At 42.4% G+C, this 16,330-nt stretch carries 18 protein-coding genes; 17 read left to right on the top strand and 1 reads right to left on the bottom strand.

Going from position 1 to position 16,330, the window contains the following annotated elements:
* Nucleotides 1-123: 123 nt before the first annotated feature.
* From MHH54_RS17000 to MHH54_RS16970, 7 genes are all read left to right on the top strand, one after another.
* Nucleotides 124-1,413: a UDP-N-acetylglucosamine 1-carboxyvinyltransferase gene (locus tag MHH54_RS17000; RefSeq protein ID WP_003214820.1), complete on the top strand. Its 1,290-nt coding sequence runs from the start codon at nucleotides 124-126 to the stop codon at nucleotides 1,411-1,413.
* A gap of 32 nt (nucleotides 1,414-1,445) precedes the next feature.
* Nucleotides 1,446-2,411, top strand: coding sequence for a class II fructose-bisphosphatase (glpX, locus tag MHH54_RS16995; RefSeq protein ID WP_003214904.1), 966 nt, complete (start codon nucleotides 1,446-1,448; stop codon nucleotides 2,409-2,411).
* Nucleotides 2,412-2,775: 364 nt separating this feature from the next.
* Nucleotides 2,776-4,059 (top strand): transcription termination factor Rho, encoded by a 1,284-nt coding sequence (gene rho, locus MHH54_RS16990; protein WP_003215202.1) that lies wholly within the window; start codon nucleotides 2,776-2,778, stop codon nucleotides 4,057-4,059.
* Between the two features lie 130 nt (nucleotides 4,060-4,189).
* Entirely contained in the window at nucleotides 4,190-4,390 is a 201-nt protein-coding gene (gene rpmE, locus MHH54_RS16985; protein WP_003215407.1) for a 50S ribosomal protein L31, read from the top strand.
* An 87-nt stretch (nucleotides 4,391-4,477) separates the two neighbouring features.
* Nucleotides 4,478-5,080, top strand: coding sequence for a thymidine kinase (locus MHH54_RS16980; RefSeq protein WP_003214626.1), 603 nt, complete (start codon nucleotides 4,478-4,480; stop codon nucleotides 5,078-5,080).
* A gap of 279 nt (nucleotides 5,081-5,359) precedes the next feature.
* Nucleotides 5,360-7,060, top strand: a complete 1,701-nt coding sequence (malS, locus tag MHH54_RS16975; protein ID WP_003215037.1) for an oxaloacetate-decarboxylating malate dehydrogenase — start codon at nucleotides 5,360-5,362, stop codon at nucleotides 7,058-7,060.
* Nucleotides 7,061-7,148: 88 nt separating this feature from the next.
* Complete coding sequence (locus MHH54_RS16970; protein WP_003214757.1) at nucleotides 7,149-8,105, top strand: AEC family transporter; 957 nt, start codon at nucleotides 7,149-7,151, stop codon at nucleotides 8,103-8,105.
* 35 nt (nucleotides 8,106-8,140) lie between these two features.
* On the opposite strand, the gene racA is transcribed toward MHH54_RS16970, so the two are convergent.
* Nucleotides 8,141-8,689, bottom strand: coding sequence for a chromosome-anchoring protein RacA (gene racA, locus MHH54_RS16965; RefSeq protein ID WP_003214587.1), 549 nt, complete (start codon nucleotides 8,687-8,689; stop codon nucleotides 8,141-8,143).
* A 210-nt stretch (nucleotides 8,690-8,899) separates the two neighbouring features.
* Between racA and prfA the strand changes: the two genes are divergently transcribed.
* The 10 genes from prfA (at nucleotide 8,900) to MHH54_RS16915 (ending at nucleotide 16,239) form a co-directional block, all read left to right on the top strand.
* Complete coding sequence (gene prfA / locus MHH54_RS16960; protein ID WP_003215125.1) at nucleotides 8,900-9,967, top strand: peptide chain release factor 1; 1,068 nt, start codon at nucleotides 8,900-8,902, stop codon at nucleotides 9,965-9,967.
* On the top strand, nucleotides 9,957-10,841 hold the full coding sequence (prmC, locus tag MHH54_RS16955) for a peptide chain release factor N(5)-glutamine methyltransferase (protein WP_106032114.1): 885 nt from the start codon (nucleotides 9,957-9,959) through the stop codon (nucleotides 10,839-10,841). The genes prfA and prmC overlap by 11 nt, the downstream gene beginning before the upstream one ends.
* 142 nt (nucleotides 10,842-10,983) lie before the next feature.
* On the top strand, nucleotides 10,984-11,463 hold the full coding sequence (locus MHH54_RS16950; RefSeq protein WP_003214608.1) for a hypothetical protein: 480 nt from the start codon (nucleotides 10,984-10,986) through the stop codon (nucleotides 11,461-11,463).
* A gap of 119 nt (nucleotides 11,464-11,582) precedes the next feature.
* Nucleotides 11,583-12,239 carry a stage II sporulation protein R gene (spoIIR, locus tag MHH54_RS16945; RefSeq protein ID WP_003214937.1) on the top strand — a complete coding sequence of 219 codons (657 nt, stop codon included), beginning with the start codon at nucleotides 11,583-11,585 and terminating at the stop codon, nucleotides 12,237-12,239.
* A gap of 63 nt (nucleotides 12,240-12,302) precedes the next feature.
* Entirely contained in the window at nucleotides 12,303-12,746 is a 444-nt protein-coding gene (locus MHH54_RS16940; RefSeq protein ID WP_003215151.1) for a hypothetical protein, read from the top strand.
* Between the two features lie 161 nt (nucleotides 12,747-12,907).
* Nucleotides 12,908-13,960 (top strand): L-threonylcarbamoyladenylate synthase, encoded by a 1,053-nt coding sequence (locus MHH54_RS16935; RefSeq protein WP_003214759.1) that lies wholly within the window; start codon nucleotides 12,908-12,910, stop codon nucleotides 13,958-13,960.
* A gap of 60 nt (nucleotides 13,961-14,020) precedes the next feature.
* Nucleotides 14,021-14,575, top strand: coding sequence for a manganese efflux pump MntP family protein (locus MHH54_RS16930; RefSeq protein ID WP_003214826.1), 555 nt, complete (start codon nucleotides 14,021-14,023; stop codon nucleotides 14,573-14,575).
* A gap of 63 nt (nucleotides 14,576-14,638) precedes the next feature.
* Nucleotides 14,639-15,085 carry a low molecular weight protein arginine phosphatase gene (locus tag MHH54_RS16925; protein WP_106029538.1) on the top strand — a complete coding sequence of 149 codons (447 nt, stop codon included), beginning with the start codon at nucleotides 14,639-14,641 and terminating at the stop codon, nucleotides 15,083-15,085.
* Between the two features lie 152 nt (nucleotides 15,086-15,237).
* Nucleotides 15,238-15,687, top strand: a complete 450-nt coding sequence (rpiB, locus tag MHH54_RS16920) for a ribose 5-phosphate isomerase B (RefSeq protein ID WP_003214714.1) — start codon at nucleotides 15,238-15,240, stop codon at nucleotides 15,685-15,687.
* A gap of 12 nt (nucleotides 15,688-15,699) precedes the next feature.
* Nucleotides 15,700-16,239, top strand: a complete 540-nt coding sequence (locus tag MHH54_RS16915; protein WP_003214786.1) for a TIGR01440 family protein — start codon at nucleotides 15,700-15,702, stop codon at nucleotides 16,237-16,239.
* Nucleotides 16,240-16,330: the final 91 nt, after the last annotated feature.

Here is a 16,330-nt window from a genome sequence, read left to right as displayed (position 1 = left end):
AATTTCGTTTAACCTGTATTCTTTCTCTTGATATTGGCTAAATTTTGGACAAGACCTTTTAAAGCGCGACATCCACAAACAGTATAACTCCAACAGTGATCTTCTTTAAGAAGGGAGACAAATATGGAAAAGTTAAACATTGCCGGCGGTGACCCCTTACGCGGGACCGTACATATTAGTGGTGCGAAAAATAGTGCAGTGGCACTGATTCCTGCCACGATTCTCGCTGATTCTCCAGTAACGATTGAGGGCCTTCCGCATATTTCAGATATTGACACATTACGAGATCTGTTAGAAGAGATTGGCGGAAAGGTCACGTTTGAAAAAGGTGAAATGGTCGTCAATCCTGCTTCCATGATCAGTATGCCTCTTCCTAATGGGAAAGTGAAGAAACTGCGTGCGTCTTATTATTTAATGGGCGCTATGCTGGGAAGATTCAAGCAGGCTGTCATTGGGCTGCCAGGAGGGTGCCACTTAGGACCTAGGCCGATCGATCAGCATATCAAAGGCTTTGAAGCACTCGGAGCCGAGGTGACAAACGAGCAGGGTGCCATTTATTTGCGCGCTGAAAAATTAGTCGGAGCCCGTATTTACCTTGATGTGGTCAGTGTAGGTGCGACCATCAATATCATGCTGGCAGCCGTACTGGCTGAAGGAAAAACGGTCATTGAAAATGCCGCAAAAGAACCCGAAATTATTGATGTAGCGACACTGCTTGCAAGCATGGGAGCCAAAATCAAAGGTGCGGGTACTGATGTGATTCGAATCGAAGGTGTAGAATCTCTTCATGGCTGTAAGCATTCCATCATCCCTGACCGTATAGAAGCAGGCACATTTTTAATTGCTGGTGCTGCGATGGGAGATGAAGTTGTACTTGATAATGTGATCCCAACTCATTTAGAATCAATTACGGCGAAACTTAGAGAGATGGGGTTCACCATTGAAACGAGCAACGATCAAATGCTGATCGTTGGCAGAAACGAAGGACTCAAGCCAGTCGATATCAAAACCCTTGTGTATCCGGGCTTTCCGACGGACCTTCAGCAGCCGATGACGGCGCTGTTAACAAAGGCGAAAGGCACGAGTGTGGTCACAGATACGATCTACTCAGCCCGCTTTAAGCACATTGACGAATTGCGTCGAATGGGTGCAAACATGAAGGTCGAAGGAAGATCTGCCATTATCACTGGACAAACGCAGCTTCAAGGAGCAAAGGTGAAAGCAAGTGACCTGCGTGCAGGTGCTTGTCTCGTTGTTGCAGGGCTAATGGCAGACGGTGTGACCGAAATCACAGGGCTTGAACATATAGACAGAGGATATAGTTTGCTTGAGAAGAAGCTTGAAGGCTTGGGTGCAACCATCTGGCGTGAAAAGCTGAGTGACCAAGAAATAGAAGAACTTCAAAATTCATAAGGCTTTGACTGTGAGAGGAGATTTGGACAAAAATGGAAAGAAGTTTATCGATGGAACTAGTACGGGTGACAGAAGCAGCCGCATTAAAATCTGCTCGTTGGATGGGAAGAGGATTAAAAGACGAAGCGGATGATGCTGCAACAAGTGCAATGCGTGATGTATTTGATACCATTCCGATGAAAGGAACAGTGGTCATTGGCGAGGGGGAAATGGACGAAGCACCAATGCTTTATATTGGGGAAAAGCTTGGGAACGGATACGGACCTCGCGTGGATGTAGCTGTTGATCCATTAGAAGGAACAAATATTGTGGCAAGTGGCGGCTGGAATGCCTTAGCTGTTATTGCAGTTGCAGATCATGGCAACTTGCTGAATGCACCTGATATGTACATGGATAAGATCGCAGTAGGTCCAGAAGCGGTAGGCTGCATCGACATTGAAGCGCCTGTCATTGACAATCTTCGCGCTGTAGCAAAAGCAAAAAACAAAGATATTGAAGATGTGGTTGCAACGATTTTAAACAGAGATCGACATGAGAAAATCATTGCTGAACTGAGAGAAGCAGGAGCAAGAATCAAACTGATCGATGATGGTGACGTTGCAGGAGCCATTAATACAGCATTTGATCATACAGGTGTTGATATTCTATTTGGTTCAGGCGGAGCGCCCGAAGGTGTCCTTTCTGCTGTTGCGTTAAAGGCACTTGGTGGTGAAATCCACGGAAGGCTTCTTCCTCAAAGTGAAGAAGAACTAAGACGCTGTGAGAAAATGGGGCTAGATGTTGGCAAAGTCCTAAGAATGGAAGACCTCGTGAAAGGCGACGACGCCATTTTTGCAGCGACTGGTGTAACAGACGGTGAGCTATTAAAAGGTGTTCAATTCAAAGGCTCTGTTGGAACAACACATAGCGTTGTTATGCGTGCGAAATCAGGTACAGTTCGTTTCGTAGACGGCAGACATAGCTTAAAGAAAAAACCGAATCTTGTCATTCGTCCGTAATCTGAAAGCGGGTATTCATTACCCGCTTTTCATATAGGTGTCAAATGTATATCATTTTCTTTTTAAAGTTGAATATTCTCTGCAAATGAGGTAAAACTAAAGAGTGCTGCGAAATTTTCTGCGAATTTACTTCTTTTAAGCTTCAACAAGTTTAAATACTGCCGCATCATGACGATATACTCATTATCCTTCTCTATGTTGACAAAGCTCGAGTTCACATTGTTCCTATCTTTACGATAAAACGAGTGGGAGCGTTACCATGAGAGCGAGGTCATTCCATCAAAAACGGAATTAAAAGCTAATCAAATACAATGGTCATGCATTTGTAATGAAATACATTGACTAGAAAAGTGTGGTGTCCATATTGAAAGATGTTTCGATTTCATCTTTGGAAAATATGAAATTAAAAGAGCTGTATGAGCTAGCAAAAAAGTACAAAATCTCTTATTACAGCAAACTAACAAAAAAAGAATTAATCTTTGCCATTTTAAAGGCGAACGCTGAGCAAGAGGATCTCTTATTTATGGAAGGGGTTCTTGAAATTATTCAGTCTGAGGGATTTGGTTTCTTAAGACCAATTAACTACTCCCCAAGTTCTGAAGACATTTATATTTCAGCTTCACAAATCAGACGCTTTGATTTACGAAACGGAGATAAGGTGTCTGGAAAGGTACGACCTCCAAAAGAGAATGAACGCTACTATGGCCTCCTTCATGTCGAAGCGGTAAATGGGGACGACCCAGAATCAGCTAAGGAACGTGTTCACTTTCCTGCACTCACGCCGCTATTCCCTGATCGTCAAATGATTCTTGAAACACAGCCTAATCACCTGTCTACTAGAATTATGGATATGATGGCGCCAGTTGGGTTTGGGCAGCGTGGTTTAATTGTTGCACCGCCTAAGGCTGGGAAAACCATTTTGCTCAAAGAAATTGCCAACAGCATTTCTGAAAATCATCCAGAGTCAGAGCTGATTGTCCTTTTAATTGACGAACGCCCAGAGGAAGTAACAGATATCGAACGTTCTGTTGCAGGGGATGTTGTTAGTTCAACCTTTGACGAAGTACCGGAAAACCACATTAAAGTAGCAGAGCTTGTATTAGAGCGTGCCATGCGTCTTGTCGAACATAAGAAAGATGTCATCATCTTAATGGACAGCATCACAAGGCTTGCTCGTGCGTACAACCTTGTCATCCCGCCAAGCGGCCGAACGCTTTCCGGCGGTATTGATCCAGCGGCTTTCCACCGTCCAAAACGCTTCTTTGGTGCTGCGCGTAACATTGAAGAAGGCGGAAGCTTGACGATTTTAGCCACTGCGCTCGTTGATACGGGATCACGTATGGATGATGTGATTTATGAGGAATTTAAGGGAACGGGGAACATGGAGCTTCATTTGGACCGCTCTCTTGCAGAAAGAAGAATTTTCCCAGCAATCGACATTCGTCGTTCTGGTACGAGAAAAGAAGAACTGCTTGTACCAAAAGAGCATCTTGATCGTTTATGGGCGATGAGAAAATCGATGTCAGATACACCTGACTTTGCTGAGAAGTTCATGCGCAAAATGAGAAAAACAAAGACAAACCAAGAATTTTTCGATATTTTAACGCAAGAATGGAAACAAGCGAACATGTCTGCATCAAGAAGATAGCTTGTTGAAAAAATACATTTGCAATCATAGACTCACACTGTTATAATTTCATCATGTGCGTTTCAGAATTTATTCTGAGATATTAACTCTGTTTCCGAATTGGATTCAGGGCGGAAGGAGATGACAGTAGATGAAAACAGGAATTCATCCTAACTACAAAAAAGCTACAGTCAAATGCGCTTGTGGAAATGAGTTTGAAACTGGATCAGTAAAAGAAGAGGTACGCATCGAGATTTGCTCTGAGTGCCATCCTTTCTATACAGGCCGTCAAAAATTCGCTTCTGCTGATGGACGTGTTGACCGCTTTAACAAAAAATACGGTCTTAAGTAATAATAGATACAATAAACAGGCAGGAATCCGTTCTTGCCTGTTTTTTTACGTGGATTGATGGAACTTTAAAACGGGGGAGAAGACCTTATGTATGTGATGAAACAAAGCGGTTGGCTTGAAGTCATCTGCGGAAGTATGTTTTCTGGAAAGTCGGAAGAATTGATTCGGAGAGCCAAAAGGGCCACCTTTGCCAAACAAGAAGTAAAAATATTCAAACCAGCGATTGATAACCGATATAGTACAAGCTCAGTTGTTTCACATAACGGTTCATCGGTCGATGGGATTGCAGTAGCCTCACCAAAAGACATAATAACGCACATATCAGAAAGAACCGATGTCATTGGCATAGATGAGGTGCAATTTTTTGATGAGACAATCATTGACATTGTCACTCAATTGGCTGATAAAGGTTACCGAGTCATTGTTGCAGGCCTTGATCAAGACTTCAGAGGAGAGCCATTTGGTGTTGTTCCGCATTTAATGGCATGTGCAGAGCTTGTAACAAAACTTCAAGCAGTTTGTTCGGTATGCGGCTCCCCAGCGAGTAGAACACAACGCTTGATCGACGGTAAACCCGCATCCTATGATGATCCCATTATTTTAGTAGGTGCGCAGGAATCATACGAAGCACGATGCAGACATCACCATGAAGTACCAAGACTTGACGTTGGTACAACACTTGACAATTAAAAAAATAGCAAATGCCGCTGTGTTTCGTTTTTTGAGATTTTGGCTGAACACCCATCATTTGTACTTAAATAAATTAAATAACGCTACGAAAAAATTATCTAATTTTCAACGCTTGCGTTTTAGTATAAGCAGGCATAAAATGACTAACTGTAGTGTAAAGCATTTTAACGAAAAGTTCGATTTCTTGTCATAATTTTTTTGATTAAGGATTATTCTCCTTAATCGTTCTTTGAATTAATAGTTCACTTTATTTATATTTTAGAAAGAGGGTAGTTTTTGATGAACAACGTGAAGAAAACAAAAGAAGGGTACCTCGAAACCACTTTGACAGGTAAAGATGTATTATCGATTCCAACGTTGAACAAAGGCGTTGCTTTTTCTGAAGAAGAAAGACAAGAGCTTGGACTAGAAGGCTTACTTCCTCCAACTGTTCTCACTTTAGAACAACAAGCGGAGAGAGCGTACAAGCAATTCCTAGCACAGCCAGATCGTCTTCGTCAAAACGTATACTTAAGTGATTTGCAAAACCGTAACGAAGTATTGTTCTATAAGCTTATATCAGACAAGCTTCGTGAAATGCTTCCTGTTGTGTACACACCAACTGTTGGTGAAGCGATTCAAGAATACAGCCATGAATACAGAAGACCTCATGGTGTCTATCTTTCAATCGAGAACATTGACGGCATTGAGAAAGCATTTGAAAACTTACATGCAACAGCAGGAGATATCGACCTTATCGTAGCAACTGACTCTGAGAGCATTCTTGGAATTGGTGACTGGGGTGTTGGTGGTATCAACATCGCAATTGGTAAATTAGCTGTCTACACGGCTGCTGCAGGTATTGATCCAAGCCGCGTGATTCCAGTCGTATTAGATGTTGGAACAAACAATGAAAAATTATTGAATGATCCATTATACATCGGAAACCATCACAAACGTGTACAAGGTGAAAAATACGAAGAATTCATTGATGCATATGTAAAAGCAGCGCTTAAATTCTTCCCGAAAGCATTGCTTCACTGGGAAGACCTTGGAAACAAAAACGCGCGTAACATCATGAAAAAATACAATGATAACATCTTAACATTCAATGATGATATTCAAGGTACTGGTGCCATTACTTTAGCGGGTGTTCTTGCAGCTGTCAAGAAAACTGGTACTCAATTGAAAGATCACCGTGTGATGATCTTCGGAGCTGGATCAGCTGGAATCGGAATCGCAGATCAAATGCGTGACACAATGGTTCTTGAAGGTCTAAGTGAAGAAGAAGCAAACAATGCTTTCTGGACATTAGACTACAGAGGATTACTGACAGATCAATTCGAAGATGAAGTGTTTGATTTCCAAAAACCTTACCTTCGTTCTTCTGATGAAGTAGAAGGCTGGGCACGTGATGAAAAAGGGCAAATCTCATTTGCTGAAACTGTTCGCAGGGTGAAGCCAACGATTCTAATTGGTACATCAGGTCAAGGCGGTGCATTCACTGAAGAAATCATTAAAGAAATCGCAGCACATACAGAGCGTCCAGTGATCATGCCAATGTCTAACCCAACACCACTTGCGGAAGCTGTTCCAGAAGATCTATTCAAATGGACAGACGGCCGTGCACTTGTTGCAACAGGAAGCCCGTTCGAAAACGTTGAGTATAACGGAATTGAACATGAAATTGGACAATCAAACAATGCGTTCGTTTTCCCTGGACTTGGTCTTGGCTCAATCGTAACGGAATCAAAAATCATCACAAAAGGCATGTTCGTTGCTTCTGCAGATGCGATTGCTGAAATGGTTGATCATGATAAACCAGGTGCTGGTCTTCTTCCAAGCATTGATAAATTGCAAGAAGTTTCTATCAAAGTGGCCATTGAAGTGGCAAAAGCGGCAATTAAAGATGGTGTCGCAAGAAGAACGCCTGACGACATCGAACAAGCTGTGAAAGATGCAATGTGGATTCCTGAATATAAAAAAATTGTAAGAGCATAATAAATTGTGTAACGCGGCATTGTTTAGGGTAATTTAAACAATGCCGCAATAAATAGAAACTTGTAAGGATTTAAGGAGGAAGAGTAAGGTGGACTTTTTAAATATTTTGATCCTCCTAGCACCGATTTTTTTCGTTATCGCGCTGGGTTGGTTCGCAGGACACTTCGGTAGCTATGACGCTAAATCTGCAAAAGGTGTAAGTACACTTGTGACAAAGTATGCTTTGCCAGCGCACTTTATCGCCAGCATTCTGTCAACACCAAAAGATAAATTCTATAGTCAAATTCCATTTTTCGTTGCATTGATTTTAGGAATCGTAGGTTTTTATATCATTATCCTTCTTGTTACGAAATTTGCTTTTAAATACGATTTAACAAATTCATCTATTTTCTCGTTAAACTCAGCTCAACCGACCTTTGCATTTATGGGGATTCCAGTCCTAGGCAGTTTATTTGGGGCTCAAGAAGTTGCAATTCCGATTGCAATTACCGGAATAGTTGTAAATGCAATGCTTGATCCAATTGCGATTATTGTGTCAACTGTCGGTGAAAAAACAAAAGGAAAAGCCAAAGACGGCGAAAGTTTCCTTAAAATGACGACGAAAGCTATTTTGCACGGTTTATCAGAGCCGCTTGCACTTGCACCACTAGCAAGTATCATTCTTGTTCTTTTAGGATTTAAACTTCCTGAAATTGGACATGAAATGTTAGAGGAAATTGGAAGTGTTACGTCAGGGGTTGCGCTATTTGCAGTCGGTGTCACTGTTGGTATCCGTAAAATTAAATTAAGCCTACCAGCATTCAGTATCGCATTGCTAAAAGTAGCTGTACAACCATTGCTTATGTATTTTATCGCCATTTTCATGGGTCTTTCGGCTGATGAAATTACAAAAGCTGTATTACTTGTTGCCTTCCCAGGTTCAGCTGTTGCAGCCATGATCGCAACCCGATTTGAAAAACAAGAAGCAGAAACTGCATCCGCATTTGTGATCAGTGCAATCATGTCATTAATTTCATTACCGATCATTATTGCACTTACCTCATAATAAAGTAGAAAGGCTGCCTCATGAGGCAGCCTTTCTTAGCGAAATGAATGAAACAGAGGGAAGAGCGCACGCTTTTTTTTGATGTCAGTGTGCGTGATTTCCTTTTTTTCTTCTATTTGAGAGGGTTGTTTCAAGCTCGCAGCAAGACGCTCAAGTTTAGTGGTGAGATCTTCAATTTCTCTACGGTGCTGGAGCAGCTGATAGGATACACCTTCATCTGCTTTTTTAGCCAGTTTCCGTTCGAGTTCTTGCAGTCGTTTTTCTACATCAGTGCTGTGCAATTGCTGCTGAATGAGCTGATTCACCTGCTTTTCCAATGCTTCGATCCGCTTTGTGGAGGCAGCAGTTTCTGCAGCAGGCGATAACTGTTGAACGGTTTCCGTGTGGATTGGCAGTCGAATGTCTTGAAGGATCACACCTTCACTCATTTGGTGTTTGACTTCTTTGAGAAGCTGTACAATATCTTCATGAAATTCATAATGTCCAAGTTCATTCCGGGCGACAGGGATGTTGAGCTGTTTAACCCAACGCTGAATCGTTTTTGAAGAAACGCCAATTTCTTTTGCAACCTCATTTGTATTCAAACCAAATGCCCTCCCTTTTTTCAATTATAAGTACCATTCTCTTCAAGGAGGAACTGTTCCTTCACGTTAGACAAAACAAGTAACCAATCGCCAAAGATCGTGTTTTCTAGCGGAAAATTGCAGAAAATCAATTGTTTTGGAAATTTTTTTGACTGTCATACCCCGCTATACTATAATTAGACTGTTACGCACAAAACAGAGGTGAAGACCATGTTAGACCGTTTAAAATCAATTGAAGAACGCTATGAAAAGCTAAATGAATATTTAAGTGACCCTGAAGTGGTGAACGACCCTAAGAAGCTTCGTGAATATTCGAAGGAACAATCTGATATTCAAGAAACTGTTGAGGTATATAGACAATATCGTGCGGCATACGACCAGTTGAGCGAAGCGAAAGCAATGCTGGAAGAAAAGCTAGATGCCGAGATGCGCGACATGGTCAAAGAAGAAATTTCAGAGCTCACAGAGGAAACGGAACGTTTAGAAGACGAGCTGAAAATCTTGCTGATCCCGAAAGATCCGAATGACAACAAAAACGTTATTGTGGAGGTTCGTGGTGCAGCAGGAGGAGAAGAGGCCGCGCTTTTTGCTGGAAACCTTTACCGTATGTACAGCCGTTATGCTGAAATGCAGGGCTGGAAAACAGAAGTAATGGAAGCGAATGTGACTGGAACTGGCGGTTATAAAGAGATTATCTTTATGATTAGCGGGAAAGGCGCATATTCCAGACTAAAGTTTGAAAACGGTGCACACCGCGTGCAGCGTGTTCCGGAAACGGAATCAGGCGGACGGATTCATACATCAACAGCGACAGTTGCTGTGTTGCCCGAGGCTGAAGAAGTTGAAATTGATATCCACGAAAAAGACATCCGTGTAGATACTTTCACATCAAGCGGGCCTGGCGGACAAAGTGTTAACACAACCATGTCTGCTGTTCGATTAACTCACCTTCCAACAGGCGTGGTTGTTTCCTGTCAGGATGAGAAATCACAAATCAAAAACAAAGAAAAAGCCATGAAAGTATTACGTGCGAGAATTTATGATAAATTCCAGCGTGAAGCACAGGCTGAATATGATCAAACGCGTAAATCTGCTGTTGGAACAGGGGATCGTTCAGAGCGTATCCGTACGTACAACTTCCCACAAAACCGTGTAACAGACCACCGCATCGGATTAACGATTCAAAAGCTTGATCAAATTTTAGAAGGAAAACTTGACGAGGTCATAGATGCATTAATTATGGAAGACCAAGCAAGAAAGCTTCAAAATGCAAAATAATCAGCGTACCAACTTTGAAGCCCTTAAATGGGCTTCTTCTTTGTTAACGGAAGCCGGTAGAGACCAAAACGCAGCAGAGCTCCTTTTGATGCATGTACTGGACTTAAGCAGAAGTGAACTTCTTGCACGTTTTCATGATCAGCTGCCAGAGGAGCAAGATCGGTTATTCAGCGAGTTTGTCACGCAGCACAAGAAAGGCGTGCCTGTTCAGCATCTAACAGGTATTGAATTTTTTTACGGCCGTCCCTTCGAGGTGAACAAACATGTTCTCATTCCTCGCCCTGAAACGGAAGAGGTCGTTTTGGCGGCACTGAATTTGATGAGTGACATCTTCCCGCACGATCAGCCGCTTCAAGCAGTAGACGTTGGCACCGGAAGCGGGGCAATTGCGATTACGCTCGCTCTTGAAAAAGAAACACTATCTGTCACAGCAACGGATATTTCACATGAAGCACTTGCGGTAGCAAAGCGGAATCAGCAAGCGCTAGGTGCAGACGTCCATTTTTTACAAGGGGACTTACTCGAACCTATCAAGGATCACGGCATCAAAGTGGATCTGTTTATTTCCAATCCACCTTATATTGCGGCAGAAGAAATGGACAGCTTGTCAGAGGTGGTTACGAAGCATGAGCCAGTAAATGCGCTGACAGATGGTCGTGATGGTCTGTGGTTTTATAAGCGTCTCATTCGTGATCTTCACCATGTACTTCATAAGCAGGCGGTCGTTGTCTTTGAAATTGGACATACGCAAGGGCAAGATGTAAAAGCACTTTTCTTGCAGTCATTTCCCGCGGCAGATGTCCGCATCGTCAAGGATATTAACGGGAAAGACCGAGCTGTTTGCGCACACATTCAAAACGGAAAGTCCGGCTGAATAAAGTCGGACTATTTTATTATGTAAAGATGAAACTTATGGTAAAAGAGAAACGTATATATAGAAGAATGAACATTCTGATCATGATTTTTTTACATAAATTTGTTTTGAAGGAGCGAATGGTGTGAACAGAAGGTATGCGATGGTGTTGGTCATCGTCAGTGTACTATTGATTGTGAGTGCTTGTGGCAAACCGAGCTTTAAAAAAGAAGCAGCAGCATTTGGAGAAAGCTATAAAAAAGCACAATACACAGTGAATCGAACAGATGACCTAACTGACATGAAGGAGAAGCTGAAGTCTTATTTAACCGAGCATGAATATCAAGAATATACACAAGACAGCATGTTCCCGAGCGTGCTAGAAGCAGCAAAGGATCAAGATTGTCAAATTAAGCTGAAGAAAATTACGTTTACGCCTTCAGATGAAAGCGATGACAGAATTGAATTTAACTATGAAATGATGATTCAATTTATTAATCAAAACGGAAAAGTCAAAAAAGAAATCAAGAAAAAAGGAGCAATGACTGTCATCAAAACAGATGCAGGGTTAAAAATCAGCCGAGATTGGGATGGAAGACTGTACCCTTCCGATTACCAATCCTCACTTCAAAGCCGTTCTTAATGGAGCGGTTTTTTTTCATTTGACTCATAATCTATTAAAAAAATCATTTTTCCTGTTTATGAGATGGGTTTCCTGGACACAATGTTTGTAGCGAAGAGAAAAAGTGGGGGGAACACATCATGCTTAAAAGTAAAATGATGATTTGTCTTTATATGTTTCTATTATTATGCGGTGCTTTTGCAAACCTTGGCAGAGAGGAGACAGCGGCTGCTTCTGCAAATCAGCCTGTTGTGATACCAGACGAAGCCATTCGATTACGCATTTTAGCAAATAGTGATCGTTCAGCAGATCAGGATGTGAAAAGAAGCATTCGAGACGAAGTCAATGCTAATATGACAGAATGGGTCAAAGACCTTACATCCATTGAAGAAGCAAGACGTGTGATTCGGTCCAAGCTTCCAGAAATCAATCGTATTGCCAAAGCGAAATTGAAGGAGCAGCACATTGATCAATCCGTATCAGTCAGCTTCCAAAAAGCCTCATTTCCAACAAAGCTTTATGGAAATTTCGTTTATCCTGCTGGGAAATATGAAGCCATTTTAATTACGCTTGGAGAAGGGGATGGAGCCAATTGGTGGTGTGTGTTATTCCCGCCGCTCTGCTTTATCGATTTTTCAAATGGAGAAGCTATCGCATCGCCAGAGGGGGATGAGGATAACGAAGTGACAGCACAGCAAACAGATGAGTCTGTGAATGAAGTGGTCAAAGAAGAGAAAGAAGAGACGGGTGAAGTGAAATTCTTTTTATTCGAATGGGTCTCTAGTCTTTTCTCCTAAAAAAGGTATAAATCTGTTTTTGCCTCATAGAGTTGAAGTAAGAGATCAAAAAGAGGTGAAAGCATGTTTTATCAATTAAGAATAGCCACAGAAGAAGATGCCCCAGCGATCAATGCTTTTCTTGAAAAAGGACAAGCGAAAGGCGGCGTCACGCTTGCAGAGCGTACGACATTTGTTGTCATGGAAGATGCAGAAGGTCAGCTGGCAGGGTGTTTAGGTCTTGAACAGCTTAGTGAACAAGAGGGCCTGCTGCGGTCTCTTGTCATATCAGATAAACTAGGTCAGGGACACATCGTATCTTTGTTCCAAAGTGTTCAAACGCTCGGAGGGAAAATAGGTGTGGATACGTTTTATGTCGTCGCCAACCACTCCTCCTCACATGACTTTTTGGCATTGATGGGCTTCACGGCTTTAGAGGATATTCCAGAAAGCATGTGGGTATCTGCACATGCAAAAGAGATCTTAGCGAAAGAACAGGCAGTGGTTCTTCAAAAAAAAGCCAGTTAATCACAATATATTGAACTTATACACATACTTATCCACCGTTAAACAAGCGTTATCCACAAATTGTGGACAACGCTTGTTTTATTGATCATCATCTTTTATACTTTCAAAAGGATAATTGAGATATATCAACAGTTTTATCTTTTTTAAAAGGAGTTTGTATGATGTTAAATACAAGAAGGTGGTCTGTGGATTTAGAAAAGAATTTATCCACATACTATCCACAAATTGAACAGGCAGCGTTGTTATTGCAGCAAAACGAAGTGGTCGCTTTTCCGACAGAGACGGTGTATGGACTAGGGGCTAATGCGAAAGAGACAGAAGCTGTCATGAAAATATATGAAGCGAAAGGGCGTCCAAGTGATAATCCATTGATTGTCCACATTGCGGAAATTGAGCAGCTTCATGAATTTGCGCAAATAGAAAGCGAAAAAGCAAAGGCGTTGATGGATGCCTTTTGGCCGGGTGCATTAACCATTGTTCTTCCGTGTAAGCCGGGCACTTTATCAAAGCAGGTCACGGCAGGTTTATCCACGGTCGGTGTGAGAATGCCTGACCATCCGATTGCGCTTGAGCTCATCCGAACGGCTGGCCTGCCGATTGCCGCACCAAGTGCCAACCGTTCAGGCAAACCATCACCAACACAAGCTGACCATGTAGCGAGTGATCTCGATGGAAGAATCGCTGGAATTGTCGATGGTGGTTCAACTGGTATTGGCGTTGAGTCAACGGTTGTATCCTGTGTCGACGAGATTCCAGTCATCCTAAGGCCGGGCGGGATTACAAAAGAAGCTTTAGAAGAGGTAGTAGGAACGGTTAGTATTGACCCAGGGCTGACAAAAAAGGACGAAGCGCCTGTATCGCCAGGGATGAAATACACACACTACGCCCCTGAAGCTAAGATGTATCTCTTTTTTGGAAGTGATGAAGAGATGCAGCGTCACATTCAAACATACCAGGCGGAAGGTTTCAAAGTTGGCGTGCTGACAACAGAAGAAAAGAAATCGTTGTTTGCGGCAGATGTTGTTTTCAGCTGTGGGTGGAGAGAAAAACCTGAAACGATAGCGGCAAACTTATATCGTGTACTAAGACAATTTGATGAGACAGATGTAGATGTCATTATTTCAGAAGCCTTTTCAGAGCAGGGGGTTGGTTCAGCAATTATGAACCGTCTGCAAAAAGCGGCAGGAGGGCGCACTCTCTCTTCATTCAAATAGTTCTAACCCTTCTTGGACAAACATAGGTTAAAGGAGAATGCGTGTCCAAGGGGGATTTACATGTACGAACTAGCTGGCGAATTGCTGACGCTCAGCATCATGGCTTTTGCACTGGGTATGGATGCTTTTTCGGTTGGACTTGGCATGGGAATGATTCAACTGAGGTTTTGCCAGATCATTTATATTGGACTTGTCATTGGGATATTTCATATGTTTATGCCGCTTTTTGGTATGCTAACAGGTCAGCTCCTATCAGGCTGGCTCGGTCTCCTTGCCACCTATATCGGCGGGGCGCTGCTTTTGGTGCTCGGGCTGCAAATGATCATTGCGTCTATTCGGAAAGAAGATAAACCATTTATCGCACCTGTTGGCGCTGGTCTTGTTCTTTTTGCAACAAGTGTCAGCTTAGATAGTTTTTCCGTTGGTTTAAGTCTCGGAATTTACGGTTCTCACGTATGGATGACCATTTTATTGTTTGGTTTTTTTAGTATGATCCTCACATGGCTTGGATTATTACTCGGTAAACAGGTCCGTTCATGGGTGGGATCATATAGCGGAGCGCTTGGCGGAATCATTTTACTAGCCTTTGGTATCAAATTATTATTTCCGCTCTAGTCAGTCTCCTTACATAACATGTAGAATGAAATGCTATATAATAGAAGAAAAGGAGGGCGAAAGATGAAAATCTTATTTGTTTGTACGGGAAATACATGCAGAAGTCCGATGGCTCAAGCCCTTTTTGCTTCAATTGCACAAGAGAAAGGTTTAGAGGTCACTGTTAAATCAGCGGGCATTTTTGCCTCAGATGCTGGGAAGGCTTCTCCTCAAGCGGTCGAAGCACTATTTGAGAAAAGCATTCCACTGAATCACTCTTCAGCAAAACTGACAGAGGATCTTCTGCGAGAAGCTGATTACGTCTTCACCATGACCATGCAGCATAAACAGTTGATTGTGGAGCAATATGCACATGCAAAAGACAAGATCTTCACTCTAAAGGAATTCGCGACAGGGACAGAAGGCGATGTTTCCGATCCATTTGGAGGAAGCCTGTCTGTTTATCAGGAAACACGTGATGAACTTGAAGCATTGCTCCAGCAGCTGGCTGAGAAATTGAAAAAGGATTAGACGTCCTCGTAATGGACAACCTGTAAAACCGTTGCATCAACGGTTTTTCTGCTTTTGTTTGCAAATGACTAAGCAGAGGTTAAAATATAACTGTAAATAAAGAATAAATGTAAGGCATAACAGATCAACTCAACCTTAGGAGGAATTGCCCGATGAAAGTAGCTATTGCATCCGATCACGGCGGAACGAATATTCGTGAAGAAATCAAACAACTGATGGATGAATTGAAGATTGAATACATTGATATGGGTTGTGAATGTGGATCAGGTTCTGTAGACTACCCAGATTATGCTTTTCCTGTAGCTAACATGGTGGCAAACGGAGAAGTGGACCGCGGCATTTTAATTTGCGGGACAGGCATCGGTATGAGTATCTCAGCAAACAAAGTAAAAGGAATTCGCTGCGCGCTGGCACATGATACATTTAGTGCGAAAGCGACTAGAGAACATAATGATACAAACGTCCTTGCAATGGGAGAACGAGTCATTGGACCTGGATTAGCACGTGAGATTGCACACATTTGGCTGACAACAGAATTTACGGCAGGACGACATGCTGTACGGATTGGTAAGATCGCTGATTACGAAGAAAAGCACCTATAAGGAGCGCTTAACATGAACATTGGTCAAGATTGGCTTGAAATGTTAAAAGAGTTTCATCAAATGGTCGAACTGCGTGCTGGGCAAATCTTAGTGATCGGCTGCAGTACATCAGAAGTGGCTGGTGAGCATATTGGGACAGCAGGAAGTGAGCAAATAGCTGCGTCCATTTATCAAGAATTGGATCAGCTAAGACGAGAGACCGGCATTGAGGTCGCTTTCCAGTGCTGTGAGCATTTGAATCGTGCTCTTGTTGTGGAGGAAGAAGTGGCTTTCCGGCTTAATCTAGAGATTGTGGCGGCAGTACCTGTCCGAAAGGCGGGTGGTTCGATGGCGGCTCATGCGTATCAGCACATGGAACATCCTGTGTTAGTTGAATCCATCGAGGCGCATGCTGGGATCGATATCGGTGATACATTCATTGGGATGCATCTAAAGAGAGTCGCTGTACCTGTTCGCCTTAGTCGTCATCAATTAGGACATGCACATGTGACGTTTGCGAAAACGCGTCCGAAGCTGATTGGCGGAGAACGAGCGGTTTATACAAAATCTTAGCTAAGATATATTTCTAATATAATGTTGAATGATGAAGGCTCTTCACCACTTGAATATTCGGTTTTTCGTAAAAAAAGAAGTCGATTTTCCA

This window comes from Bacillus sp. FSL K6-4563, assembly GCF_038630405.1.
Classification (GTDB): Bacteria; Bacillota; Bacilli; order Bacillales; family Bacillaceae; genus Bacillus; species Bacillus pumilus.
This window is presented reverse-complemented; position numbering and strand designations above follow the sequence as displayed.